Source organism: Rheinheimera mesophila, from assembly GCF_000986865.1.
Lineage (GTDB): Bacteria > Pseudomonadota > Gammaproteobacteria > Enterobacterales > Alteromonadaceae > Pararheinheimera > Pararheinheimera mesophila.
In genome coordinates, this window is sequence record NZ_LAVS01000087.1 from 50356 (window position 1) to 75870 (window position 25515).

Consider the following 25515-nt stretch of genomic DNA (forward strand, 5'->3'; position numbering starts at 1 on the left):
CGAATTTACGATTTTTTAGGGGAGCCTTAGATGAAGAAGTTAGGTTACAGTCTGTTCGCCGCTTTATGTTTAAGTTCTGCAACGCTGTCTTCTACAGTAAAAGCTGAAACAGTGGATTATCAGTATCTGACCGTTGCCGGTTATCTGAATTTTTACTTGTTAAATCTCAATGCCTGCGAAGACTATCATCCGGAAATTCGCCAGCAGGCTTATGACGCAGAAAAGCAATTGTACCCCTGGCTGGCCAAATTAGATCAGAAACTAAAAGGCGCTGACGCTGACAATAAAACCCTGTCTGATGTAGTGCAGAAACGCCGCGAAGCTTTAAATCTGCAAATTAGCGAAGGTGACTTTACCTTGGATCACTGCAAAGCCATTGTGAAGTTGTTAACAGGCGACGGTCTTGATCAGGCGCTGTTAAAAAGTCTGAACTAAAACTACAAAACTCACTGAGTTTTTAACCTGAAAAACCACTTGTCTCCTCTGGAGCAGGTGGTATTTTTATTGGTATCTGTAATGTCTGTGTTGAATTTATCTGTCGCTGATGTACCTCAACTGATGCAGGTGCAGGGCAATTGTTACAGCGAAGAACTGGTTGAATCTGCCGCTGTGATGGCTGAACGGATCTCTGGATTTAGTCAAACCTGCTGGGGATATTTTATCGGCGAGCAGATGGCAGGTTATCTGCTGGCTTATCCTTCCATACCCGGCCGTATTGCGCCTTTAGCTACAGCCTTTCCCCGTTATGAACAGGCCAGTTGTTTGTACCTGCATGATATGGCAATTTCCAGTGAGTTTCGCGGTCAGTCTCTGGCGCCGAAGTTACTGGCACATGCCAGAGCCGAAGCCCGACGCATGGGCTTAGATGCTCTGGCTTTGGTTGCAGTGCAGGGGGCGGACCTTTACTGGGCAAAACAAGGTTTTAGCCAAGTTGTGACGCTAACTGCAGAGCAGCAGGCTAGTCTGGATACTTATTTACCCGAAATAGCCAGCTATATGCAGTGTTCTTTAACCGAAACGCAGTGTTAATAAAGCAGAGAGGGCGGCATGGCTAATCTAACAAGCTTTTTCAACAAAGCAGCTACCGGATGTCTGACACAACAGCAAACTGACGCTAACAGTTTGACCTTGTTGGATCCAAGTGCGGCACCAAAACTACAAATGTTGCTTGAGCAATGCACCGACTATTATGTGATGGCTGATGGCTGTCCTCCTGCGCCATCAGCCGCTGCAGATGAGTTTGGATATGTGCCTGCCGGTCTGAGTCCAGACAGTAAGTTTATTTATGCGGCAGAAAACCAACAGGGAAATTATCACGCTATGATTGAGGGGCTGCGCCATTATCCAAGCTCTGGGGTGTGGTATATCGGGCTGATGCTGGTTCACCCGACATTACGTTCAACAGGTGTAGGTTCCCGGCTATTTGCGAGGTTTGAAGCACTGGCTCTGACACAGGGGGCCCGGGAACTCAGGTTATGTGTTTTTGATCAGAACCCTGAGTCGTTAAAATTCTGGACCCGCTTAGGTTTTGAATTTCGACGTAAGGTGGCTGTACAGTCCTTTGGCGTCAAACTTCATAGTCGTACCGAATTAAGCAAGTCTCTGGTGGGGCAATAAGCACACACCAGGCAGGGCTCAGGCTGATTCAGCATAGTCCAGACGATGAAAAATAACCTCACAGCCCGGCCCGTCCGGGCTACAACCGTAAATACCAATACAAATCCTGTCGTTCTCTCTGATATGACTGATATCTAACACCCGTAATTGCTGCCACGCTGCGCCCAATAAGGCGAAGACTACAGCGTCCTGCTGTGAAATTTCTACTTTCAAGGTCCAGCTTGTAGCGGGTTGGATAGTTTGGCTGGCCCAGTCAGATTTGCTATTTTGTGTATTCACTGAACCCAACGCAGCCTGGTCTTTTGATAGCCATTCCGCTGAGATTTTTAACCAATTATGGGCATCTTTTCTCAGCATAATACCAGCCTGATCGAACTTGCTATTGGCGTTTACCTGCACTTCAACGACCAACGAGAGTTGGTCTGCTGTACTTTGCCAATAATAGAAATGGCCATTGTCCCGATAAAAGTGATAATGCGTATGTTGCCAAAAGTCGGTGTGGGCTGCTGTAGTAAATCGAAGAGGGGGCCCGTCTGAATACCGTCCGGGCGGGTTGAACCATTGAGAAGCCTTTGTCATGTGATCTCCTTGGATTAGCGACGCCGGGCTCTAAGCCCGGCTCTTGCTGGTTGGACGCTAGGGTGTGATCTGAGTGAGTAATTCTGGTTTTTCAGCATTGAAGTTAATCCAGGGATTAGTGCCTAGTGTTTCTGCGCCTTGTACGGCGGGCTCTTCATAACGCATCACAAAATGCTCTGGCCCATGCGCATAAGCCACAACCAGGCCATAAGGTGCGTCGAAGAACCCGCCATGAGGTACTAACCCCGGATAACTGATACGCCAGGCCTCTCCATCCGCCGGTACATAACCCAAGGTCAGTTTAGCCGTTGTATTATCAGGTAATACAAAAAACCAGGTCCAGGCGCCCCCCGACACTATGGTCATCACTTCATCAATGCCTACTCCATTATCGGCACTGTTGACATGTAACTTACCAAACTTTTTCTGCAGATAATGCACCAGTTCCGGTGTCATCGCTTTCATATCGTACACTTTAGGATAAGGCGCCACACCTTTTTCTGAGGTGGATAAAAAACCTCCCCGTGGCGCAGCGGCTTCACGGCCAGCTAAACGGATTTGCTCGAGCAACTCGCCTCTGTGCAGCGCAAAGTGCGCAAGCAATTGTTCACTTTCCTGTTGGCTGAGTGCCCGTTGTTTTGCCTGAGCTATGACTGCTTTTGCCTGTGGTGGGATAGCCACAGTGCTGACTCTGACCCCAACAGACTTCAGTACCTGATTGACCTGCTCCAGGCCTTGAGTGGCTGGTCGGCCATCGCTGTACGACAAGGTGAGTTGTCCGCTGTCAGAGTGTGTTTGTGCCGTGCTTTGCGTCCATGGCAAGCTGGAAAGTAATGCCACTGCCATTAGTTTGTGCCAAAGGTTCATTCGGTGATCTCCTGATCCAGAAATATTGAAAACTGCTGTGTTCTGAGTCAGTGTAATTTTTACTAAATTCAATATAAAGATTGGATTGGTGGATGAATTGTTTACCTATAGTGAACTATTGGTGGGCTCAGGCGGCGTTGTTGCAGCGATCCTTTTGTTGCGACCTGACGTCAGATTTGAGTAAAGTGCTGTAGCATAAAATCGATAAAAGCTCTGACTTTTTGCGATTGCTCTTTATGATAAGGATAAATGATGTACAGAGAATGCTGTTCTGTCTGCCAATCCGGCAATACCTGCTGCAACTCGCCCTGAGCAAGCGCCTGTTTGACAAAATACTCCGGCAGCAAGGCTATACCATGGCCCAGTTTTGCTGTTTGTGCCAGGGCCAAACCGTTATTGACGGTATAACGACTGACCGGTAGCTCAATATCTTGCTGTTGCTGCTGTTTTTTAAAGCTCCAGCGCTGTGCCGATGAGGATAAACTATACACCAGACACTGATGCTGGCTCAGATCGGCAGGACTGAGCAAAGGCGGGGATCGTTTCAGATAATCTGCAGAGGCACAAAGCACTCGTTTTATATCGGCCAGTTTACGTGAGCGCAAACTGGAATCCACCAGAGGCGCACCTCCCCGCACCGCAATATCCACGCCTTGCTCCATCAGGTCAATATACTGATCCGTCATCAGCAACTCTATCGCAAGCGCAGGGTGTTGCTGCATAAATGCACAAATCAGCGGGTTGATTTCGACAAGACCGAATGACATGGGCACACTGATTTTCAAACGACCTTTCAGCACGTCTGCGGACTCGAGCACCGACAGATCCGCCTGTGCCAGGTTATCCAACACCCGACAGATCTGCTGGTAATAGGATTGACCCTGATCCGTCACGTGCAGTTTTCTGGTGGTTCGTTGAATTAACGGACTTTGCAGATAGTCTTCCAGCTCATAGATATTTTTACTGACAGCCGCTTTGGATAAATTCAAATCATCGGCCGCGGCTTTAAAACTACCGAGTTCAACCACCCGGCGATACACAGTTAAGGCTCTGAGTTTATCCATAGACCGCCACCTGACTAGATTTTTTCCAGCAGATAATGGCCGGATTTAAGGTCGTCCGCCAGCTCTTTTGAGCGTTCCAGCACTGTAGCCCAATAGGTAAGACGCTGAGTATCTGTCAGTTTATCAAAATCTTTACGGTCGGGAATTTTGCCATAGGGCAAAGACTTCAGCCAGGCGTCGGACGGGCACAGCAAAATCATCTTGTCCATTTGCGCTGCTTTGGCACGACGCCAGGGCAGGGATTTATCAAACCAGCCGGGTATCAGGTACGGATAAAAGTGAGGATATAAAATCAATCCTTGCTGCTGGTAAGGCAAGCTCAGGTGATAGTCGAGCAAACCACCGTCCATGTATAAACCTGCAGGCATGCCTGCCGGATCCTTGACCGGATGCATCACCATTGGAATAGAACCTGAAGCCAGTAAACTCGCTTTAAAATTATCCAGAGTCAGTGGATAAGCTTCATGTGGTACTCGCTGCAGTAAAGTCGGGTTGCTGTGGTTTTGCATCACCACTCTTGTGTAAAATTTTTGCAGCAAGGCAGGTTGAAGCAGATTGGCGCCTGCAGCCAGCATTAAACGCCGCAGTTGTGCTGCCTTGCGTTCAGATTTTCGGACTTTTACTTCGCGGGCTGCAATAAAATTCAGTTGCAGCACAGGGTTATTTAATACCTGTGCAATTGCCTCATCAGTTGGAAACACCTGATCCAGAACTGAAGCTGAGGTGGCCGTAATTTCATCAATACTGGCGTTAGCTGGAAAACATAAGCTGCTGTAAGCTTTGGCAAAACGTGCTGTGGCTGCAGCCGGGTTTTGCTGCGTGACACAGGCAAAACGCCAGGCACCGGCTGAACTGCCAACCAGGGATAAAGGCGAGGTTCTGTCTTTAAAAAACTCACCAAACAGATACTGATCCAAGCCAAATAAGCAAAACCATTTAGGACCACCGCTGGCTCCTAACACCAAATCAATGTCTTGCTGACGTAAACCATGCTGCTGCAAATGGGCAAAAGCTGTGGCTCCTGCCAGTACTCTTAATGCCGACTTCGTCACCAGAATTCTTTCCTTATTCCACACTTACAACGATGCAGCAAATAATTGCTGATGCATGCGCAGTGCATACTCGTCAGTCATGCCAGACACATAATCACAAATAATGCGCATCTGTGCCTGCTGATTGTCCGCTCTCTGCCAGCGATTTTTGGTGTTGGCTGGCAATAACCGCTCTGCTTGCGAACTAAAAGCGTCAAACAGGGAACGAACGATTTGCTGGCCTTTGTATTCGCCTCTTTGCACCTCCGGTGACAAAATCACCGCTTCATAGACAAAACTCTTCAACAGTTGTAACAACTGCTGCTGCGGTTCGGGCAGCCTGGCATTGTAACGGATCAACGGATCCAAAGCCTGCGGCAATGACTGATACAACTCAACACTGGTGATCAGCAAATTCACCAAAGCGCCAATAGCGTCTTTGCGAATATGATGTTCGGGTATAAATAATTTCTGGCTGATATGTTTTAACGCGCTGGCAATATCTGCAGGCAATTTTGCCATTTCAGGTTCGGCCAGCCGACGCCAGTGCTCGCTACTGACGGTGCCCGTGACTATCGCGTCTTCCAAATCATGCACACCGTAGGCGATATCATCAGCCAGCTCCATAATGGAGGCATCTAAGGATTTATACAGCGATTTTAGGAAAGGTGCTTTGTCGAGTGTTTCGGTGCGCTGAAACGCTTCACGATCGGCTGTTGCCAGTGGACTTAAGATCCAGTCGAGTAAATCGCTGTCTGAGGCATAAATAGCTTTGCAGGGTTTAACGGTCAGGCCTTGTTCAACCTGGCCAGGTGCAGGTTGTACTATCGGATACTTTAATAAACCCAACAAAGTACGGCGGCTTAAATTCATACCACCACTAGCGGTATAGGGCTCCAATTTACCGACAATACGCAAGGTCTGGCCGTTGCCTTCAAAGCCACCAAACTGTTGCATGCAGGCGTTCAACGCTTTCTCGCCGCCGTGACCAAAAGGCGGGTGACCTAAGTCATGCGCCAGACACAAGGCTTCCATCAGGCTGTCTTGTGCCAACAAGGACCGCAGCGCCGGGTCTTCTTGCTGATAACTTAACTGAGCCACTAAAGCTGTGCCTATTTGAGCCGCTTCTAACGAGTGAGTCAGACGAGTGCGATAGAAGTCATTCTGGCCTATGCCCATGATTTGAGTTTTTGCCTGCAAGCGGCGAAAAGCCGCAGAGTGCAGAATTCTGGCCCTGTCTCTTTGCCAGGGGGTTCGGTGATCGTTTGGTCGTTGACTCTGCTCGGCAAGACGGCGTTCGGCCCACTGATGCTGCATACAAAATCCTTCTGACACTAGCCTGAAATTTTTCACTTTAAATCATTACTTTATGCTACGGCAAAAGCAGCAAACAGGCGATGCGTATTTTCATAAAAAGAGCTGGACAAATAAACAGTGATTACTGTATAAATGAACAGTATCAAACGCAGGAGGATTTATGGCCGTTATTATTAAATACATTGTTGAGCGTGCTGGAGTAGAAAAAATGACCTTTAGTTCAAAGCCCGAAGCGGACGCCTATGACCGGATGCTGGATATAGCTGATGAACTGTTTTTGCTGCTGGGGCAAAGTGAGTTGATCCCGGATGAGCAACAACGTGAAGATCTGGCGTTGTATTTAGCACAGCAAAAAGAGCTGGTGATCCAAACGCTGAATCAGAAAACTAAAAGCAATAAAGCAGCAGTGGCGGAGAAAGATCAGGCCAAAGACAAGGGGAAAGAGCAGGGCACTACAGATGCGACTAAAGCTGCCGTTGTACTGACCGAAGTGACACAAGCTGCAGATGAACTGGCTGCTTAAGTTTTCAGCAGATGCCTGAGCTAGAAACTTGCTTGTCCCTTTAACTTTTATTAGAACAGCTAATTAAATAAATCTCTCTGAAAAGGCATAACTATAAATGGTTTATGCCTTTTTTATTGGGCTTTACTAATTAATTCTGCATAATTAGTTGCTTTGGCAGCATTTTTATTGCCGGATAAGTATCGAGCTGCATAGCCATTATGAAACTAAGCTGAATAAATTATGACGTTCACATCTATTTTCCATTAGAAAAACTAATGGCCAGGTTGTAAATTATCTCGTTAGTGCTCTGGTTAAAATTGCAGCATAATAACCACGTTTTCGGATGAACACTTTCTCAGACTAAACGAGGTTGAACATGAACAGTATCCATACGACAGTAGAAAAATCTGACCTGAGCACGACAGAGCGCAGTGTATCTTCTCTGCTGCTGGTGCGTCGGATCAATCAGTTTTTAGCTCAGATTGGCCGTGCTTTAAGTCTGAGTGGTGCTGTATATACGAAATAAAACAGTGAGCGCTGTGGCAAGCCATGCTGAGCTTGTTGCAGCGACCTTGTTGATTGCTAAGTTCCCTGTTGTTGAAAAACGTAACCCCTTTAACGCGCTTAGATTGCTGCTAAGCGCGTTTTTTTTATCCTCGATCGGCCACTGTGGCTCTGTATCTGTGTGTCCTGCTGAAGTATCCCTTATCACTATCAGAGCTGTCGTTTTGGCGTAATTTATTTGTCATCGCTGGCTCTTCGACTATTTTTAGTGGAACTATCTTCTGAATCACCACTCTGTAGTATCTGAAATACTGATTTAAAGCATTGAATTTTTTCATTAAAAACTGAGGTCTGGATCAGATAGACTGCTGTTGGGTAGCCAAGTCTGTGATGAAAGAGCACATCAACACTGGCTGACACATGCTCTGAAATCAGGTGTCAGAACAAAGACGACATGCAGTGATAACGCGCGTGGATGTGCAGGTTCCGATTGCAGAGTTATCACCATTGAAAGGGCGTAGTCCCTCATAATAGCAATAACTGGAGTTACAGATGGATAACAATACCAAGGGTAAATGCCCTGTCATGCACGGTGCTCTGACCAAGTCAGCCGCTGGCGGTACTTCAAACCGTGACTGGTGGCCGAATCAACTGAATTTAAGTATTTTACACCAACACTCATCGTTATCTGATCCTATGGATCAGCCATTTAACTACGCTGAAGCATTTCAAAAACTCGATCTGGCCGCGGTGAAACAGGATTTGTACGCACTGATGACCGATTCTCAGGACTGGTGGCCCGCTGATTACGGTCATTATGGTCCGTTTTTTATTCGTATGGCCTGGCACAGTGCAGGTACCTACCGCACCAGCGATGGTCGTGGTGGTGCATCATCAGGTTCACAGCGTTTCGCTCCACTCAATAGCTGGCCGGATAACGGTAACCTGGATAAAGCCCGTCGTTTGTTATGGCCGATTAAACAAAAGTACGGTAACCAATTGTCCTGGGCTGATTTAATGATTTTGGCTGGCAACTGCGCGCTGGAATCCATGGGCTTTAAAACTTTTGGTTTTGCCGGTGGTCGCGAGGATATCTGGGCGCCGGAAGAGGACATTTACTGGGGGACGGAGACTGAATGGCTGGGCGATAAACGTTATGCCGGCGATCGCGAATTAGAAAATCCACTTGCTGCAGTGCAAATGGGTCTGATTTACGTCAATCCAGAAGGTCCGAATGGTAAACCGGATCCGCTGGCTTCAGCGCGGGATATTCGTGAGACCTTTGCCCGTATGGCCATGAATGATGAAGAGACAGTGGCGTTAGTCGCGGGGGGCCATACCTTTGGTAAAGCTCATGGTGCCGGAGATCCATCGTTAGTCGGACCTGAGCCTGAAGCTGCTGCACTGGAAGAAATGGGGTTGGGCTGGAAAAATGCCTTTGGTACAGGCAAAGGTGTGCATACCACCACCAGTGGTATTGAAGGGGCATGGACTCCAACACCCATCCAATGGGACAACAGTTATTTTGATACTTTGTTTGGTTACGACTGGAAATTAGTAAAAAGTCCGGCTGGTGCTCATCAGTGGATCCCCACAGATGTAGCCGCGGCAACTACTGTGCCGGATGCCCATGACCCTTCCATTCGTCACGCGCCTATGATGACCACAGCGGATTTGGCGTTGAGAATGGACCCGGCCTATGAGGCCATTTCACGCCGTTTTCATCAAAACCCGCAGCAATTCGCCGATGTATTTGCCCGGGCCTGGTTTAAGTTAACTCACCGCGATATGGGGCCAGTAGCACGTTATTTAGGCCCGGAAGTGCCATCGGAAGAGTTAATTTGGCAAGACCCGGTGCCAGCGGTCAACCATGAACTGATCAATAGTCAGGATATAGCTGCACTGAAAATTACTATTCTCTCGTCCGGCTTATCTATTTCAGAACTGGTCGCAGTGGCCTGGGCTTCGGCTTCTACCTTCCGTGGTTCAGATAAACGCGGTGGTGCTAATGGTGCTCGTATTCGTCTGGCACCGCAAAAAGATTGGCCAGTTAATCAACCGGCCCAATTAAGCAAAGTGCTCTCTGTGCTTGAACAAATTCAAGCCAGTTTTAATCAGCAGTCAGCAAGCCGTAAGGTGTCTCTGGCAGATTTGATTGTACTCTCAGGTGCGGCAGCGATAGAGCAAGCAGCAAAAAATGCTGGTGTTGCTATCGAAGTGCCTTTTAGTCCGGGCCGCACTGACGCAACGCAGGAGCAAACCGATGTGGCCTCTTTTGCCGTGCTGGAGCCGATAGCGGATGGTTTCCGTAACTATGTCAAAGGGCGCTATTCGGTGAAACCAGAGGAGCTGCTGTTGGATAAGGCCCAGTTACTCACTTTAACTGCGCCACAAATGACAGTACTGATCGGTGGACTGCGGGTGTTAAATATCAATGCAGATAAAACCCAGCATGGTGTGTTCACGAAACGGGCTGACACCCTAAGCACTGACTTTTTTGTCAATCTGTTGGATATGAACACCGTTTGGACTCCGGTCTCTGCAGAAGCCGAAGTGTTTGAAGGCAAAGACCGCAAAACGGGTGCGTTGAAGTGGACCGCCAGCCGGGTTGATCTGGTGTTTGGTTCCAACTCTCAACTGCGTGCTTTGGCTGAAGTTTATGCTCAGCACGACAATAAGCAAAAGTTTGTCCGCGACTTTGTCACTGCCTGGAATAAAGTGATGAATGCTGACCGTTTTGACTTAAAGTAAAAGTACTAGTGGCAAACTGAGTTGAACAAAGGCAGCTTCTTTAACCGCTGCCTTTTTACTTTTGGCTCAATTGTTTTGAGAGAAAAGGGGTACAGCCGAGAAGCTTTGGTATTAGCGTAAAATCTTTGTTGACACATCGCGGTTTATGTGCCGACCACAATGTGCTGAATGAGTGAAAGTTGACATCTGTGTGAAACCACTGAAAAAAAACAAGTCGTAAGCCATGACTACTCTATATCGACTTTTAACTGTAATTTTGCTTTTCGCTGCATTTATACAGTGTTATGGGATACTGGACCGCGTTCTGCATGCGCTTTGGTTTTGGTATAAATTTGGCAATGATGGCTACATAACTCTGGATGTGACTATGGTCACAACTACTTTTGTACTTTCAATACTTGCAGTGTTTGTCGCTTATAGTGTGTACAGACATGTTCCCAAAGAGCTTTGGATGGCAAAAGTTGCTTGGTATTCAGGTTCTAGTTTGATAATGGGGTTAGTCATGTTATCTGTACTCGTACTCAGTCCGCTGGTTTATCTGGTTCAACGATAAGGAATTAAAGTGTCTGTTCTAAACATTATTTCTGCTGTTTTCTTTATAACCAGCGCGCAACTTAGTCTGGCCGCAGAGCCTGTGGAGCAGCCAAACTGGCAAGCGGTTTTCAGCAAATTTAACGCCAAAGGTACGCTGGTGGTTTTGGACGAGCGGGTAACACCAGCTCAATTGCTGGTATTTAACCCTGAACGCGCCGGGCGGCGCATGTCTCCAGCTTCGACTTTTAAAATCCCACACAGCCTGATGGCCTTGGATGCAGGTGTGCTAAAAGATGAATTTCAGCTCTTTCGCTGGGATGGTGTAGAGCGTAGTTTTGCAGGTCATAATCAGGATCAGAACTTACGCTCTGCGATGCGTACCTCGGCTATTTGGGTGTATGAAATCTTTGCCAAACAAATTGGTGAAAAGCGGGCAGGCGAGTATCTGCAAAAAATTGGCTATGGCAATGCCAACCCTTCCACAGACAAAGGTACTTATTGGGTCGATGGCAAGCTGGCTATTTCTGCCTATGAACAAATTGAATTTGTTAAAAAACTCTATCTGAATCAATTGCCTTTTTCTAAAGAGCATCAATTGCTGGTCAAAGATATGATGATCAATCAAGCTGACAAGGAATGGATCTTGCGAGCGAAAACCGGCTGGGAAGGACGCTTTGGCTGGTGGGTGGGTTATGTCGAATGGCAGGCAGGGCCGGTGTTTTTTGCGCTGAATATAGACACACCAGAACGGATGAAGGATCTATATAAAAGAGAGGCTATAGTGCGGGACGTTTTGCAGTCCATAGGCGCCTTACCTGTTACAACAGCAGCACAATAATCTGCTGAGCCAACTTTGATAGTGTGGAAGGCGACCCTGAAGTCGCCTTTATCAGCACAAGTAAAGGCTCTGCTTATGCAGAATGAATAGGATAGGCGTATTCGGTTAAGCCTAAATCGGCCAATACCTTGTCTAAATGTGCATAAGCTTCTTGGCTTGGGCCGGGATAATCGCCTCCTATAGGCACATTACCGACATAACCTATGTCTTTGGTACCTTCAGGTGTGCAGAAAAACGCAGCCACCACCAAGCTTCGGAAGCGGCTGAACGCAGCGGCGATGCGTTTAAACTGAGCCGGAGTTTCAGCGGTATCAAAAGCGATATCGTCCATAATGGCTTTTTGCTGCACCTGAGTGAGCAATACAAAGCTTTTACCAAAACGCATCTGCGCCTCGTCGTCTATCCAGGCCAAAGCCGACAAAATAGTCAGTCGGTCTTGTTGTTGCCGCTCGTAAGGTGCGCTAACCCATTCATCCACCACAGCAGGCACATGCACTTCCGAAGCGCTGGGTACGCTACCTTCACGGGGAACCAGAATATCTGAAAGCACGGCCACTAAAGTCAGTTGTGCCTGAGTTAAGGTCAAAGGCCAGGGCGATTCTGGTGGCAAAATTAAATTCGGATCTTTGCCATAACCAGTCGCTGTGATTGGAGTTAATTTCAGCTCTGGCCAATGTTCAGTGGTGGCTTTTGCTAAGTCTGTGCCGCCATCTTGAGTCCCTGATGGCGCGTTGTCGCAACCTGCTAACACTGCTGGTAATAAAATACTGGCTGCCAGGGCCATCATCAGTTTTAACGAATCGCGTCTGGTCATACCGGATCGGTAGTGCGTCTGATGTTGTTCTACAGTACTGTTGTTTTGGTCGTTGGCCATCAGATCGCTCCTTGTTTTAACTGGGCCGAAAGCCAGTTTGAATTGCGCATCGCCAGCGTCATAATAGTCAGGGTGCAGTTTTTATGCGGGTTAGAGGCAAATACACCGCCGTCCATTACAAAGAGGTTAGGGCAGTCCCAGCTTTGACCCCATTGGTTGGTGACCGAGTCTTTGGGGGATGCACCCATCCGGGTGGTGCCCACTTCATGAATAATTTCGCCGCCTTTTAAAATGGCTTGCTCCGGGGTTGGCAACTCGCCGACATCGGCCCCCATGTGCGCGAAAATCGCTTTGGCGGTGTTCAGACCATGGGCCACTTGCTTTAATTCATGCTCTGACCATTTCCAGTGAAAACGCGCGACAGGAATACCCCATTTATCTTTCAGTTCTGGGTCTATATCCATATAACAATGCTCGTTCGGTACCATCTCACCCCGTAAGGCAAATCCGATATAAGCACCATAATTCTGTTTGACCTGACGTTTTAAATCAGCGCCATAGCCCTGAACATTGCCTGCTATACCTGCACTGGGTTCGCTAAAACGACCACCAATTTCAAAGTGATAACCGCGTGGGAAATCCAGCTCCTTGCGCTCTTGCGCTTTGTGGCCCCACCAGGGAATAAACAAATGGTTGGCGGTATGGCCATCTTCGTTATAAATTGGCCTGCCTTGCAAAGCTGGCACCATAGCGCCAATGTTGGCGCCTGTCGAGTCCATCAGGTTTTTACCAACCTGACCACTGGAGTTGGCCAGGCCATTGGGAAAACGCGCCGATTTGGAATTTAATAACAAACGGGCCGATTCGCAGGCGCTGGCGGCCAGGATCACCACTTTGGCTTTGAGCTGATGCACTGCAGAGGTTTTTTTATCGACGTAACTCACACCTGTCACTGTGCCATGTTCGTCTGTATCAACAGATTTCACCATAGCGTCTGTGATCACCTGCAAATTGCCTGTGGCTTTGGCCATAGGAATAAGCGAGGTTGTAGTTTGAAAAGCGGCGCCAATAGAGCAGCCATGACCACAAGGCGTAGCGTAAAAACAGGCGGCTCTGTTGTCTAGCGGACGGGTGAGTACGGCGCGGTGCATAGGGGCTACCGGGATCCCCAGTTTTTTCGCCGCGGCTGCGATCAACAGCTCCGTAATACGAGGTTTTGGTGGCGGCTGCAAAATACCATCTGAGGATGGCGGCATATCATCCAAACCTGTATTGGTGCCGCAGACACCCACTAAAGCTTCGGTTTTATCGTACCAGGGGGCTATATCTTCATAATCAAATGGCCAGTCTGCACCTAAACCATCCCGGCTTTTGCCCTTAAAATCATGCTCGCTGAAGCGTAATGAATAACGGCCCCAGTGATTGGTACGGCCACCTAACATACGAGCGCGCCACCATAAAAACTCAGAGCCATCGGCTGCAGTATAAGGCTCTCCCGGTACTTGCCAGCCACCATCGACAGTCGCGTCATAAAAACCGAAGTCTTTATCTGAGTTACCAGCGCCCATCAACGGCGCTTCGCCATTACGTTTAAACATAGGAGTTTCTGTTTTTGGGTCATAATCCCGCCCGGCTTCGAGCATCAGCACTTTATGCCCGGCTTTAGTCAGTTCATAGGCTGCCATGGAACCCCCAGCGCCTGACCCAACCACCAGTACTTCAAAGTCAAAATTGTTCATCAGTTCAGCTCTTTTATTTTGATATTTTTAAACCAGACCTTATCGCCATGATCCTGTAAACCCAGATGACCCTCTTTGGCTGCCGCAAAATCTGGCCAACTGGCAAACTTACTTTTTGCAATTAAGCTGTTCCATTCGTCACTGCCGATCGTCACTTTTGCCGTTTGCACGTCATTTTGCCAAACAGTTAAAGCAGAGTTCTCCAAACGAATTTTAGTACTGTTCCACTGCCCGGCTTTTTTATGGGAAGCGATAGGGGAGGCAATCAGGTCGTACAAGGAGCCAGAGAGGTGAGTGTCGAGCTTATTGTCTGGATGACGCTCGTTATCCAGAATCTGAATTTCCGGTGCGTGGGAGTAAATGTATTTGCCTTTTTCATCCGCCAGAATAAGAATGCCGCTGTTGCCAGCTTCGGCAATTTTCCAATCCAGCGTCAGCTCAAAGTTTTTGTAAGTTTTTTTACTGATTAAGTCGCCACCACCGCCTGCGGTCAGGGTAATAGCGCCATCTTCAATCTGCCATTTTTCGTTGACAGTTGGCTGTTTAAAACTGCGCCACTGCGACATATCTGTGCCGTCAAACAGCAACTGCCAGCCGTCTGCCTTTTCCTGTGCTGTCAGTTGGTTGTCGTCTGCAAAGACTGATACGCTTATCACCGAAAGCAGAGTAATGGCTGCTAAGGTTTTATTTTTTATCGATAATATCAATTGGTCACCCCTGTTGTCTGTGCAATGCTCTGTTAGCACCGTTTTATGGTTTTACTGTAGTGTAATCGGTTTCATTGCTGCTCTATCAAAACAACTATAGCCAGCAGAAAGCAAGGGTTGTTTTTAGGTTTTGAGGTGCAAGCCTTGCTGTTTGCGCTCAAGCGTGGCGACGCTCTAGGCAGGTCACTGGAAAGTTGATTGGCTTCACTGCCCCCGGGCTCTTCAGCTAACGCTGAAAGCCCAGGGTGAAACCGGGCAGGCACTGAATTCAAGCTATGCCTGTTAGCGCTGCTCAAACACAGTGTTTAAAAACTTAATCATGTCATCCAAAGTGGGGGTGGCTAAGTCTTTAAAGCAGCCTTTGGTGTAGTCGTTACAGCCGCTATCAAGAAAACCATGGCCTTTGCCTTGGTAAATTTTAAACTCCACCTGTTGTCCGGCGGCTTTGAGCTCACTGACATAACGACTCGCAACTTCAGGCGTGGTGAGATTATCGTCACTGCCGACCAACACAAACTGAGGCGGTAATCTGTAGCCATCTTGTGGCAATAGATACAGAGGCGACACCGCTTTGTAATACTGCGGATGGTTCTGAACACTAATACCAGCGCCAAACAAGCCACGTGGACTGGCGTTGCCCCATGTCCAGAATGGATTTTGTGCTGTCTCAAAGCCACCTTTAGCGCTTTGCAGTAAATCGAAGGCGGTGTAACTTAAAATCACCGCCTGCACTTTGGCGCCATCGGCAGCAGCTACTTGTTCCGCGGTTTTACCTTTTGGCAAATAGCTGGGGGTAAATTTCTGGCTTTGTGGGGTAAAACCTTTGGAGTCTAAAGAGCGGCTTGCGAGCATCACCATAGAGGCTAAATGACTACCGGCGCTATCGCCTGTCAGTGCGATCTTCGCTGGATCGCCGCCGTAGTGGTGAATATGATCTTTGACCCAAAGCACAGCACCCAGCGCATCTTCGACTATCTCGTTGATTGTGGTGCGGTTGTTGTTATCGCCAAGCAGCCTGTAGTTCATATTCACTACCACCAGATCGGCATGGCTTGCCATATAGAGCGCCATATCCTTCATGATGGATTTGTTGTTCACCAGCCAGCCGCCACCATGGAAAATCACCAATACAGGTAGAGGCTTAGCTTTGTTTTGCGGGCTGTAAATGTCGGTTGTCAGTGAAAAACCTTTGACTTTAGTCCACTCGATCTCTTGATGTAATTTCACCTCATTAAGCGCCACCACCTGCTGGCTAAACACTGCAGTGATAAAAAACAGGATATAAACAATAGCAACTTGCCCTTTGCGCATAAAAACTCCCGATAAGTGTTTGCTGGCAGCTTGTACCACCAGACTTTGGTTTGTCCGCCCATGCTTTTATAAAAACATGGATTTGTGGCTGATACCAAAACAATTCGGCACAACAGGCTTTTGTGCGAAAAAACGTTAAGCGGATAAATAAATTGTGAAAGGGGTAGGTTGCAATCGCCGTATGCGGCATTGCAACATAATCTCGGTAGGACCTAATCAGGTATGTACTTTAGCCTTTTAACTGGATTTTTTGATTCAAACCTACTCCCCACCATCCTTTTTCTTCGCTGGCGCAGGCGTTGGCAAAGTAGTCTTTTGTTTTACTTCTTCTGTTAACTCATTCAGTAACTCGTCAGCCGGGGCGCGGGTTTCGTCTACTTTTTTGTTGGCTTTGTCTTTGGCCCACTGTTTGGCTTCTTTTTCTAAAGTGGCTTGGTCTTTCACTGTCGAAACCGGCTGCTTTTGATTAGCGTCAGCCCTAGCTTTGGCGTCTTCCACATATTTTTTTGCAGCTTTTAGCTCGTCGGCCGATTTACCGGTAAATTGTTTTATCACATCATCTTCTGTGGGCACTGCTTCCTGAGTCATTTCTGTAAAACGTTGTTTGGGCACACTTAACAGCTTTGCTTTGCCAGCTTCTACCTTTTGCTTAATTTCCTCCACCGGATCCATCGCTTGTTGTTTTAAGTTGTCCTCCAGCGCATTTTGTACCGAGCCACCGGATAAACCGGTTTCAACCAAACCTGTTTGCTGTTCGGATAAGCCTAAACCCTGACCAATTCGGCCTGCTGCCTCAGCGACCACTTTTTGTTTTAACTTTTCAGGGCTGGTGTACTCGACCAGCTCTTTCGGCCAGCTTGGCGCTATTTTGCCTGCAGCACCTTCCACCACCTGATTAAAGATTTCGGTTTTGCCGCCGGATACCAGCAAAATAGCCATTTGGTTGTGTTCTGAGTTCCAGACAAAACCGGCTTTTTCTGCCAGATGCGGCAAAGGGGAGTGCTCTGATACGACAAAATACAGCGGGCCTTGTTGCTGAATTGCAGTAGCGGTATTTAATAAAGTAACGGCTGTACGGTAATTATCTTCGCCCATTAAAGCCACCATCGGGTCGCGGATCAGCGGGTTTTCAAACAGCTTGACGTCAAGTGGGTTAAAACCTACCAGAGGGCGGAACAATTCACCCAGAAGCTGGGCCTGTGATGTCATTAATAAAGCCGGAGCAAAACAGCCGGTTAATAACAAACTGCATAACATCACTTTGATTTTTGACCACAACTTCATCACAGACTCCGCACCCAAAAACAACACTGATTACTGTGCGCAGGCTAGCAGAAGTCTGATCTGAAACATAGAGAGCTGACTGGTAGCTGAACAAAAAAACTGTGACTGTTGTGTTCGACGCTGCGGCTTGTCCCGGCCCGTCAATGCATACCGCGACATCTTAAGAACGGGCGGGCACAAGTCCCGCCCCTGGGGTTTAGCTATTACAAGCTTTGAGCGTATTGATACAAGGCTTTGAGGATATTCATTTTTTTCGCGTCATCACCCGCCTCATGCGCCAGATTTTCCAGCGCTAAACCAAATTCTTCAAAAGTTAAATTAGGTTTATCCAGACCATGCGTCAGCTTATCGCTGCGATAGCGTTGCCAGCGCTGGTGTTCCTGATGAGTCAGGCTGTGTGGATAATTGCGGGCGCGGTAGAAAAACAGCAACTGATTGAGGCGATCTTCGCTGAACAGCACTGGGTTGGACGCCAGTTGATCGGGGCTCATTTGATGCAACTGTTCCATCCGTTGTTTATCCTCGTTAGAGATAAAACCGTTATAGAGCTGATAATCCGGGTTGGTTTCCACACTGTAGTCTGTCGGCAATTGATACAGCTCCATCACTTTAGGCTGAATAGCGACGCGGTGCTGCCGTAACCAGTCCAGATGCTGCAGGCAAGCGGCTCTGTTGATGCCTAAATCGGCAGCACGTTGTTCTGACAAGGTTTTCGCAGGAGCCAGCACAGGGCACTTATTGATATGAATCAGTTTTAAGCCAAGCCGTTGCTGGTCTTCATCCAAATCTGCGGTTTTGGTGTACAACAGTTGCTGCAGCGAGGCTAAATCGAGCTCCAATAAAGGTGTTGGGTCGGCTTGCAGGTTGTAGCAAATCACCGCGTTTTTATTGCTGGGATGTGGCGCTAACGGCACTATCCAGCTCACACAACCCTGAATAGCGGGGAAGCGGCCCGACACATGCACCAGCGGTGTTAAATTGACCAAATCAAATAACTTGCTGACCTCAGTTTTTTTGCGTAAACCCAGCAGGTACTGAAACAACTTCGGTTGTTTTTCTTTCACCAGCTTGGCGATAGCGATAGTGGCATAGACATCAGACAAGGCATCGTGCGCGCGTTGGTGTGATAAACCATTGGCTTTGGTTAAATCTTCCAACTTAAAGCTGGGGCTGCCATCGGCTTTTTCTGGCCAGACAATGCCTTCAGGGCGCAGCGCATAACAGGCGCGTACTATATCGATTAAATCCCATCTGCTATTGCCGTGCTGCCATTCACGACCATAAGGTTCGTAGAAGTTGCGGTACAGGCTGTAACGCGTGACTTCATCATCAAAACGTAAGCTGTTGTAGCCCAGCACACAGGTGTTGGGCTGGCTAAAACGCTCGAGAATACGACGGCAAAATTCAGTTTCAGGCAAACCTTTTTGATTACAAAGCTGTGGCGTCAAGCCAGTGATTAAAGCGGCCACTGGATGAGGCAAATAATCGTTCGCCAACTGGCAATACCACATATCGGGTTCGCCAATAGGGTTTAAATCAAAATCTGTGCGAATACCACCAAACTGGGCCGGGCGGTCTTTTTTTGGATCCGCGCCCCAGGTTTCATAGTCGTAAAAATAGAAGCTGGCCTGTGGTGGTGCCAGTGGTGTCGATTGTTGGCTCAAAACAGTGGCATCCATAAATGCGAAAACGAAGAGCAGGCAGTGTAGCACTGGTAGCGAAAGGCGTCGACTGGGTTGCTCGTAGTTCAGGATTACCAGGTCGGTAATTAATCTGTGAGTGTAAATCAGAGCATTCCTATGCCCTGATCGCAGAATTTACTATTTAATTCAGATATTAAGTGAATGAAAAGATGGTTCCTGTATGAATTGTGAAGAAAAAGCACTGGTATGTGTATCCGATAGAGATGAGCTGATACTCAGGCTACCCAAATCTTACGTCAAGGCTATGCAACTTAGGGCAGGAATTTCTTTGCATGTGTCACTTCAGAATGACCGGTTAAGCCTTAGTCGCGAAGAACCTAGTCCACAGCTTACTCAAAACAAGCGTCACACGCAGCATATGTTAACTGCCCAAGAATCTCATTGGTTGTCAAAGATATTCAATGAGTAGCCCGATTTAGCCAATTTTAACTTTTCAGGAGATATTTTGTGAAGAAAACTTTTATAGCACTGGCGTTTTCTAGTGTTGCTGCCGGGGTACAAGCTTCAGACACAAGCTGTCAGTCAGTGACAGAGAATGAAATAACCTCATTGTTTCAACAATGGAACAAAGGTTTAAAAGCAAAAGAACCGGAATTAATGGCCGACTTCTACGCTGAGGACGCTGTGTTACTGCCTACACTGTCAAATGATATGCGTACTAATCATGTCGAAATCGCCGATTATTTTAGCCATTTTTTGAAGAAAGGGCCGCAAGGTGAGATCAATGAGCGAGTTGTGGTATTGGGTTGCAACAAAGCAACTGATACAGGTATTTATACTTTTAGTTTCGCTGATGGCTCCAAGGCTCAGGCTCGTTATACCTATGTTTATCGCTTTGCCGACAACAAGTGGCTGATCAGCCATCATCATTCTTCTCTGATGCCAGAGTAGTAAAAGCGTCTTGGTAAATCGCTGTTTAACAAGCGATTAATGCGATAAAAGAAGGAAATTCGGTTTTCCTTTTTTTGTACCTGATTATAAAGTTCTGTAAACACCTCCTTTGGCAAATTTAATTGATGTTGCCTGCGCTACCAGCTAATATCCTCTTACAAACTTATAGCTTGACTAAATTTTTAATATGGAAAGCATGGTATGTTGCCAATCTCTGTAGCTGTAGTTGATGATCATCCTTTCTTAAGACTTGCCGTAAAAAATGTTCTTGAACAGCACAACTTTAAGGTAGTCGTAGAAGCCGATAACGGTTTAGACGCTGTTGCTCTTCCCCGTAAAGAAGAATTTAAGTTAATGATCCTTGATTTGGGTATACCACAGCTGGATGGTCTGGAAGTTATTCACAGATTGGCTCAGCGTCATCCTGATGTTTTTATTATTGTTTTAACAGCTCAGGAACCTTCCATTTATGCCGTACGTTGCGCTGAAGCAGGGGCCCATGGCATTTTATCTAAATCTCAGGAGTTGAATAAATTAGTCGACATGGCCCACAAAGTTCTTCGGGGTCAGAAAGTATTTCCCCAACCTGAGTATTATGGCGAACGACTTGCTGAATCCGAATCTGAACTGCTGGCAAGTCTCAGTAACAGAGAACTGCAAATTTTAAATTTGTTGTGTAAAGGCAAAGCGAATAAAGATATAGCGGATGAAATCTCTATCAGCTTTAAAACCGTAAGTACTCATAAGACAAATTTGCTGGTGAAATTGGGGTTGAGCAGCATGATAGAACTCGTTGATTTCGCTCGTAGAAACGGCCTGAATGGATGATTAAAACCTTAGTGTGGTTGGTTTTTTTTAGCTGTTTTTGCCTCTCGGCGCAGGAAGAACAACATATTTTTTCCCGTAGTAATACGGAAAACATTCGTATTACCCTGTCAGAGCATGAGGCTGAGTGGCGCAATCAACGTCAACACCTCGTCTTTGGTGCTTTGTCCTTCGAACATCCTCCTTTTATGATGCGTGCCAACAGTTCTGAATTTGAGGGACTAACTGCAGATTATTTAGGCTTGATTTCTCACGCCTTGAAGATCGATATAAAAATCAAAACTTTTTCTAATAAGCAGCAGCTTATTGACGCTCTGATCAATAAAGACATAGATTTTTTTAGTTATGCGGGCTTAAGTGACCTTGGTATTGAGGCTATAGTTGCTTCTGATGCTTATGCGGATGACATTCCGGTTTTATTGTCTTCTGCTGAGGAAAATACGGTCGCAGCAAAAGATGTTCGTTTGTCCTTTTCTGTCCATTATGTTCATGCTGAAAAACTAAAAGAAGTGTTTCCAAATGCTCAGTTGAAGGGGTTTGACAGTCCAAGCCAAGCCATTGAGGCGGTCGCTTTCGGGCAGGCAGACTATTATTTGGGTAATATCATCAGCACTCATTATTTGATCCAGTCAAACCATTTTAATGAGCTTCAAATTGCTAATTTCACTCCGCTTTCCTCTGGTTCCTTTAATTTTTACAGCAGAAGTAAGGATGATACATTTTTAGGCCTGATTAACAAAGTTCTGCGGGTTATCCCTAACAAACAGAAACAAGATATCTTGAAACGCTGGAGTGCAGGCCGAACTTTGCACATGCTGGACCAATCCCTTCACCTGTCAGACGACGAACGCAAATATTTAGCAAACAATCCTGTCGCAACCATTGCCTATATGTCTAAACAGGCTCCTTTTACCATGGGCGATGATCCAGCCAGGGTGCAAGGCATAGTAAAGTCATTAACTGAAGTTATTCAGACGAAAACCGGTTTGCAGTTTAAGTGGAAACAAGTTGAATCGCTAAGAGATCTGACCGATAGCCTGGAAAGTGGGGCAGTCGATATTGCTGCGGTGTTAGCCCCAACAGAGCAACGAAAAAAAACCTTACTTTTTACCCGTCCTTATCTGGTGACTTCTTATGCGTTGATCACAAAAATAAAAGCAGATAAAGAGAATACAAAACTCGAAGATCTTTCAGGCAAACGCATTGCGGTGCTGAAGTCTCACAGGGTAAAGGCGTTCATACAACAAAACTACCCAAAGATCATTGTGGTTCCGGTCGATACTGCCGAGCAAGCCTTTGAGGCGGTAAGCTCAGGCGATGTGGATGCAACAGCGAATGATTTAATTACCGCTAGATACCACATCAATAGGTTTTATAAAAATACCTTACAGGTTAGCTCCAGTTTTCTTCAGTCAGAGTCTCGTTTTACATTTTCGGTACATAAACAAAAGCAGGTACTTTCCAGTATTTTAGATAAAGCGTTACTCAGTGTACCGCCTGACCAGCTGGCTTTACTTACGTCTGATTGGTTAAATCGCGCTGATGAGGAAGTACGTATTTGGCAAGATTATCAAAATGAAATCATCAGAATTGCGTTGTTGTTGCTCCTCGTCATTTCTGCCTTTACCTTCTGGAATTTTTATTTAAGACACCAGGTTCGTGAACGCCAACGATTACTCGAAGCTTTACAAAGTGCAAAAGATGAAGCCGAACAGGCCAACAAAGCCAAGACCTTTTTCCTTGCCAATATGAGCCATGAAATTCGCACACCTTTACATGCAGTGATAGGAACTCTGGAGCTGGCCAGGTTAAAAGCCCTGGAAAAAATATGGGATTTTAATGCGGTCGATATAGCCTATCAGTCAGCTCTGGGCTTACGGGAGCTCATCGGCGATATTCTCGACATAGCAAAAATAGAGGCAGGCAAGCTGGAGCTTTTTCCTACCCCTGCAGATTTAATCAGTCACACCGAACGTGTTTATAAAATATTTGTTGGGTTAGCCAAGCAAAAATCTATTTATTTACAGCTAGATATTGATGAAAGGCTAAGGCATGAAACTGTTTTGATTGATTTAGACAGATTCCGACAGATACTTGCCAATCTGTTAAGTAATGCTGTGAAATTTACCGAATTAGGTGGCGTAACGCTTTCACTCAGGCTGGCCGAACAATCGGCAGAGCTGTTAAACATCGAGTTAGTCGTTACCGACACCGGATGTGGTATCGAACAGCACGAATTACAAAAATTAATGAAACCTTTTGTCCAGGCGTCATCTGCTCGCAGAACCACAGCCAAAGGTACAGGATTGGGGCTGAGTATTTGTCTGGCTATTGTTAAACATATGGATGGTAAAATCGAGCTTAAAAGTGCAGTCGGTGAAGGAACCTCAGTGCGGGTTCTATTAAGCCTGAAACGAACTGAATCGCGTGCTGACCCTATAGCAAAGGACAGTATTGAAGACGACAGAGTGTTTGAGCCATTGCGAATTCTTGTTGTTGATGACCATGACGTCAACAGAATGTTATTGGTTCGTATGATCGAATATTGTCAACACCACGTCAAAGCCTGTGGCGATGGCAAACAAGCCCTGGAACTGTTGCAAAAGCACCATTTTGATTTAGTGATAACTGACTGCAATATGCCCGTTATGGATGGCTATCAGCTAACGTCTGCGATACGTCTTGACCCGATTCTAAAAGATATACCGGTATTTGGACTGACAGCCAGCGCTGAAAATAAAGAGCGCCAACGTTGCCTTCATGCCGGAATGAACGAGTGTTTATTTAAACCTATAGGTATCGCTGAGTTACAACAGGTGTTTAAAGCCTATCTGAAATCACAACCGAGCGTTTTTTCGGTCGAGAAACTAAAGCACTTTGCGGGGGGGGACGATAGCTTTTTTAACTTGATGCTGCAGGAAATGTGCAAGAGTAATGAAGCTGATCAAAAGCAGTTGCAACAGGCTGTGGATAAAGGCGACACAGCGGCCATCATATCGTTAGCACACAAAATCAAAGGCGCGGCTCTTATCATTGATGCGTCAACTATTGTGGAGAGTTGTTTAAAAATAGAACATGCCCCAGAAGAACAATGTGTCGAATTAGCGGCCTTGTTGATTAAGCATTTGTCTGAGTTCAATCATTCTGTTTCGGCTATGTTGCCAGATTAACCGAACTAGGGACGGTATATATGCAAAATTTAAGTGTACTTATTGTCGAAGATTGCGTAATTCAACGTTTATACGCAACCCGTTTGCTTCATCAGCTCGCCATTACAGATATTTCTTATGCCGCCAACGGCGAACAGGCGTTAGAGCGATTAGCCGCCAAAGTAGCTGACGTTGTTCTGGTCGACCTGGAAATGGGTGTGATGAATGGCATCGAATTACTTCGGCATATAGCGCGGCAAAAACTTTGCGCTAAAGTCATTATCGCCAGTGCGAAAGACCCGTTGTTACTCACCAGCGTAACGACAATGGCGGAGGCCGATGGTTTGACGATACTGGGAACCCTGAGTAAGCCTATCAGCATAGACCTTCTTACGCTTTGCCTGAAAAAGGCGCAACATCAGCAGGTTACAAAACAAGATAGTCGCCCTGTTTTCAACATCAGCTCAGAAATGCTCCGACGAGCTATGGAAACGGATCAATTTACGCTGGTTTATCAGCCGATAGTGCCTGCCGATAAAAGCATGCCTGTTGCTGCCGAAGTATTAGCCCGCTGGACTCATCCTGAGTTGGGGCCCGTGTCTCCCGATCAATTTATTGAAGCCGCAGAGCGTTTTCATCTGATTGAACCTTTGTCTTTAATGTTGCTTCAACAAGCATTAAGTCAGTTAAAGCTATGGAACCGTCAGCGGGTATTTGTCAATTTATCCTTTAATCTTTCAGCCTTATCTTTACCCGATACTCTTTTTATGAACCGAATTATGCAAATAGCGCAAGAGCAAGAGATTTCGGCCGATCAGCTTATGTTTGAAGTCACAGAGAGCGCAGACTTCACTGATCTTGCAAGCTCTATTGCAAATCTGGCCAGTTTGCGGCTACGTGGGTTTTCTATTGCGATAGATGATTACGGCACAGGCTATGCGAACACTCAACAATTGCTTCGGGTACCAGCAAACAGATTAAAGCTCGACCGCAGTATGGTCAGTAATGTCACTGAAGGCTCACAACAGTTTGTGATCCTGGCTAATACCATACAAATGGCAAAACAACTTGGATTATCCGTGGTTGCAGAAGGCATAGAAACACAAGCCGAAGCTAATGCTTTAACTGCGCTGGGAGTGGAATACCAACAAGGTTATTATCATTCCAGACCTTTGGATGCCGAAGCCTTGATCCAGTATTTACAGCAGTAAGCAACAATGTCACCTTACTGACGTAGAGGTTTAGTAGCTGTTAAAACATACGTTAACCAACATTCACGGCTGCACCAAAATCTGATTTTTTAGATTTTCGGATCATAAACTGAACTTTTGTGAATTCAGATTGACCTATCTTTATTAACTTCTTTGCAATCAATACCGGATTTATCTGATATAAGCCTAAGCTCATTTCCTTAGAATTGGCCATAGTCGCCAGTATAACTTTGGCTTGCTTGCCGAAGTTTTACTTTTTTATTTAAGGAGCTTA

The 25515-nt window shown here is 46.5% G+C and carries 22 protein-coding genes; 11 read left to right on the top strand and 11 right to left on the bottom strand.

The annotated features are described in order from the left end of the window. Positions 1-30 precede the first annotated feature (30 nt). The 3 genes from SD53_RS14390 (at position 31) to SD53_RS14400 (ending at position 1617) form a co-directional block, all read left to right on the top strand. Complete coding sequence (locus SD53_RS14390; protein WP_046520883.1) at positions 31-435, top strand: hypothetical protein; 405 nt, start codon at positions 31-33, stop codon at positions 433-435. A gap of 81 nt (positions 436-516) precedes the next feature. Further along, complete coding sequence (locus SD53_RS14395) at positions 517-1029, top strand: GNAT family N-acetyltransferase (RefSeq protein ID WP_046520884.1); 513 nt, start codon at positions 517-519, stop codon at positions 1027-1029. An 18-nt stretch (positions 1030-1047) separates the two neighbouring features. Then, entirely contained in the window at positions 1048-1617 is a 570-nt protein-coding gene (locus SD53_RS14400; protein WP_046520885.1) for a GNAT family N-acetyltransferase, read from the top strand. 18 nt (positions 1618-1635) lie between these two features. Here SD53_RS14400 and SD53_RS14405 read toward each other — a convergent pair whose 3' ends face one another. From SD53_RS14405 to SD53_RS14425, 5 genes are all read right to left on the bottom strand, one after another. Continuing rightward, the gene (locus SD53_RS14405; RefSeq protein WP_082101883.1) at positions 1636-2196 is read right to left on the bottom strand and encodes a DUF1349 domain-containing protein; all 561 of its coding nucleotides are present in this window, start codon (positions 2194-2196) and stop codon (positions 1636-1638) included. 57 nt (positions 2197-2253) lie between these two features. Further along, positions 2254-3063, bottom strand: coding sequence for a hypothetical protein (locus SD53_RS14410; protein WP_046520887.1), 810 nt, complete (start codon positions 3061-3063; stop codon positions 2254-2256). Positions 3064-3233: 170 nt separating this feature from the next. Beyond that, on the bottom strand, positions 3234-4127 hold the full coding sequence (locus SD53_RS14415; protein ID WP_046520888.1) for a LysR family transcriptional regulator: 894 nt from the start codon (positions 4125-4127) through the stop codon (positions 3234-3236). 14 nt (positions 4128-4141) lie between these two features. After that, positions 4142-5179, bottom strand: a complete 1038-nt coding sequence (locus tag SD53_RS14420) for an alpha/beta hydrolase (RefSeq protein WP_046520889.1) — start codon at positions 5177-5179, stop codon at positions 4142-4144. A 24-nt stretch (positions 5180-5203) separates the two neighbouring features. Continuing rightward, positions 5204-6475: an anti-phage deoxyguanosine triphosphatase gene (locus tag SD53_RS14425; protein ID WP_046520890.1), complete on the bottom strand. Its 1272-nt coding sequence runs from the start codon at positions 6473-6475 to the stop codon at positions 5204-5206. Positions 6476-6635: 160 nt separating this feature from the next. Here SD53_RS14425 and SD53_RS14430 point away from each other — a divergent pair, with 160 nt between their 5' ends. The 4 genes from SD53_RS14430 to blaOXA all read left to right on the top strand — a co-directional run bounded on the left by SD53_RS14430 (position 6636) and on the right by blaOXA (position 11607). Next, the gene (locus tag SD53_RS14430; RefSeq protein WP_046520891.1) at positions 6636-6998 is read left to right on the top strand and encodes a YebG family protein; all 363 of its coding nucleotides are present in this window, start codon (positions 6636-6638) and stop codon (positions 6996-6998) included. 358 nt (positions 6999-7356) lie between these two features. Continuing rightward, positions 7357-7506: a hypothetical protein gene (locus tag SD53_RS18680; RefSeq protein WP_157850025.1), complete on the top strand. Its 150-nt coding sequence runs from the start codon at positions 7357-7359 to the stop codon at positions 7504-7506. A 530-nt stretch (positions 7507-8036) separates the two neighbouring features. Further along, entirely contained in the window at positions 8037-10235 is a 2199-nt protein-coding gene (gene katG / locus SD53_RS14440; protein ID WP_046520893.1) for a catalase/peroxidase HPI, read from the top strand. A gap of 577 nt (positions 10236-10812) precedes the next feature. Continuing rightward, positions 10813-11607 carry a class D beta-lactamase gene (gene blaOXA / locus SD53_RS14450; protein WP_436197679.1) on the top strand — a complete coding sequence of 265 codons (795 nt, stop codon included), beginning with the start codon at positions 10813-10815 and terminating at the stop codon, positions 11605-11607. Between the two features lie 73 nt (positions 11608-11680). Here the strand turns inward: blaOXA and SD53_RS14455 are convergent, their stop codons facing one another. The 6 genes from SD53_RS14455 to sbcB all read right to left on the bottom strand — a co-directional run bounded on the left by SD53_RS14455 (position 11681) and on the right by sbcB (position 19126). Then, on the bottom strand, positions 11681-12481 hold the full coding sequence (locus tag SD53_RS14455; RefSeq protein ID WP_046520896.1) for a gluconate 2-dehydrogenase subunit 3 family protein: 801 nt from the start codon (positions 12479-12481) through the stop codon (positions 11681-11683). Then, complete coding sequence (locus SD53_RS14460) at positions 12481-14160, bottom strand: GMC family oxidoreductase (protein WP_046520897.1); 1680 nt, start codon at positions 14158-14160, stop codon at positions 12481-12483. The genes SD53_RS14455 and SD53_RS14460 overlap by 1 nt, the downstream gene beginning before the upstream one ends. Further along, positions 14160-14867: a 3-keto-disaccharide hydrolase gene (locus SD53_RS14465; protein ID WP_046520898.1), complete on the bottom strand. Its 708-nt coding sequence runs from the start codon at positions 14865-14867 to the stop codon at positions 14160-14162. The genes SD53_RS14460 and SD53_RS14465 overlap by 1 nt, the downstream gene beginning before the upstream one ends. Before the next feature lie 282 nt (positions 14868-15149). Continuing rightward, positions 15150-16178: an alpha/beta hydrolase gene (locus tag SD53_RS14470; protein WP_052749398.1), complete on the bottom strand. Its 1029-nt coding sequence runs from the start codon at positions 16176-16178 to the stop codon at positions 15150-15152. A 261-nt stretch (positions 16179-16439) separates the two neighbouring features. Then, positions 16440-17462 carry a hypothetical protein gene (locus SD53_RS14475; RefSeq protein WP_052749393.1) on the bottom strand — a complete coding sequence of 341 codons (1023 nt, stop codon included), beginning with the start codon at positions 17460-17462 and terminating at the stop codon, positions 16440-16442. Between the two features lie 203 nt (positions 17463-17665). Beyond that, complete coding sequence (sbcB, locus tag SD53_RS14480) at positions 17666-19126, bottom strand: exodeoxyribonuclease I (protein WP_241481812.1); 1461 nt, start codon at positions 19124-19126, stop codon at positions 17666-17668. Positions 19127-19612: 486 nt separating this feature from the next. Between sbcB and SD53_RS14485 the strand changes: the two genes are divergently transcribed. The 4 genes from SD53_RS14485 (at position 19613) to SD53_RS14500 (ending at position 25241) form a co-directional block, all read left to right on the top strand. Then, positions 19613-20056 (top strand): SgcJ/EcaC family oxidoreductase, encoded by a 444-nt coding sequence (locus SD53_RS14485; protein WP_052749394.1) that lies wholly within the window; start codon positions 19613-19615, stop codon positions 20054-20056. A gap of 201 nt (positions 20057-20257) precedes the next feature. After that, a complete protein-coding gene (locus tag SD53_RS14490; RefSeq protein ID WP_046520900.1) occupies positions 20258-20884 on the top strand; it encodes a response regulator transcription factor in 627 nt (208 codons plus the stop codon). Beyond that, positions 20881-24051, top strand: a complete 3171-nt coding sequence (locus tag SD53_RS14495; RefSeq protein WP_046520901.1) for a response regulator — start codon at positions 20881-20883, stop codon at positions 24049-24051. The genes SD53_RS14490 and SD53_RS14495 overlap by 4 nt, the downstream gene beginning before the upstream one ends. A gap of 20 nt (positions 24052-24071) precedes the next feature. Next, a complete protein-coding gene (locus SD53_RS14500; protein ID WP_046520902.1) occupies positions 24072-25241 on the top strand; it encodes an EAL domain-containing response regulator in 1170 nt (389 codons plus the stop codon). Positions 25242-25515 lie beyond the last annotated feature (274 nt).

Coding starts and splice junctions, on each gene's coding strand:
- SD53_RS14395 (WP_046520884.1), top strand. CDS start 517: ATGTCTGTGTTGAATTTATCTGTCGCTGATGTACCTCAACTGATGCAG.
- SD53_RS14475 (WP_052749393.1), bottom strand. CDS start 17,462: ATGAAGTTGTGGTCAAAAATCAAAGTGATGTTATGCAGTTTGTTATTA.
- katG (WP_046520893.1), top strand. CDS start 8,037: ATGGATAACAATACCAAGGGTAAATGCCCTGTCATGCACGGTGCTCTG.
- SD53_RS14470 (WP_052749398.1), bottom strand. CDS start 16,178: ATGCGCAAAGGGCAAGTTGCTATTGTTTATATCCTGTTTTTTATCACT.
- SD53_RS18680 (WP_157850025.1), top strand. CDS start 7,357: ATGAACAGTATCCATACGACAGTAGAAAAATCTGACCTGAGCACGACA.
- SD53_RS14410 (WP_046520887.1), bottom strand. CDS start 3,063: ATGAACCTTTGGCACAAACTAATGGCAGTGGCATTACTTTCCAGCTTG.
- SD53_RS14400 (WP_046520885.1), top strand. CDS start 1,048: ATGGCTAATCTAACAAGCTTTTTCAACAAAGCAGCTACCGGATGTCTG.
- SD53_RS14425 (WP_046520890.1), bottom strand. CDS start 6,475: ATGCAGCATCAGTGGGCCGAACGCCGTCTTGCCGAGCAGAGTCAACGA.
- SD53_RS14455 (WP_046520896.1), bottom strand. CDS start 12,481: ATGGCCAACGACCAAAACAACAGTACTGTAGAACAACATCAGACGCAC.
- SD53_RS14390 (WP_046520883.1), top strand. CDS start 31: ATGAAGAAGTTAGGTTACAGTCTGTTCGCCGCTTTATGTTTAAGTTCT.
- SD53_RS14495 (WP_046520901.1), top strand. CDS start 20,881: ATGATTAAAACCTTAGTGTGGTTGGTTTTTTTTAGCTGTTTTTGCCTC.
- SD53_RS14500 (WP_046520902.1), top strand. CDS start 24,072: ATGCAAAATTTAAGTGTACTTATTGTCGAAGATTGCGTAATTCAACGT.
- SD53_RS14415 (WP_046520888.1), bottom strand. CDS start 4,127: ATGGATAAACTCAGAGCCTTAACTGTGTATCGCCGGGTGGTTGAACTC.
- SD53_RS14430 (WP_046520891.1), top strand. CDS start 6,636: ATGGCCGTTATTATTAAATACATTGTTGAGCGTGCTGGAGTAGAAAAA.
- SD53_RS14405 (WP_082101883.1), bottom strand. CDS start 2,196: ATGACAAAGGCTTCTCAATGGTTCAACCCGCCCGGACGGTATTCAGAC.
- SD53_RS14460 (WP_046520897.1), bottom strand. CDS start 14,160: ATGAACAATTTTGACTTTGAAGTACTGGTGGTTGGGTCAGGCGCTGGG.
- SD53_RS14490 (WP_046520900.1), top strand. CDS start 20,258: ATGTTGCCAATCTCTGTAGCTGTAGTTGATGATCATCCTTTCTTAAGA.